Origin of the sequence: Micromonospora sp. ALFpr18c (assembly GCF_008868155.1) — a bacterium.
Taxonomy (GTDB): Bacteria; Actinomycetota; Actinomycetes; order Mycobacteriales; family Micromonosporaceae; genus Micromonospora.
In genome coordinates this window covers 1-247 of record NZ_WBKR01000572.1, presented here as the reverse complement: position 1 = coordinate 247, position 247 = coordinate 1, and the positions used below count along the sequence as shown (strand labels likewise).

1 pseudogene is annotated in these 247 nt (G+C 60.7%); it reads left to right on the top strand.

The features are described from left to right. Window positions 1–214: pseudogene (locus F8271_RS32840) on the top strand (hypothetical protein); the annotation flags it as partial. Between the last annotated feature and the right edge of the window lie 33 nt (window positions 215–247).

Genomic DNA, 247 nt, shown 5'->3' with positions numbered 1-247 from the left:
CGCGTTCGTCCTCGACGTGTACTCCCGCATGATCGTCGGCTGGCAGGTGTCCACGAGTCTCTATACGGATCTGGCTCTCGACGCGCTGAAGATGGCGATCTGGCGCCGCGAACATCAAGGCGCTGACGCGAAGATTCCCTTCGCGTCAGAGGCGGTTGGTTCGCTTCACGACGCGTTCTCCAGGGTGACGCGGTATCCCATGGCTTCGAGTTGATGGATGGCTCGTTTCTTGAATCGGTCGGGGTGC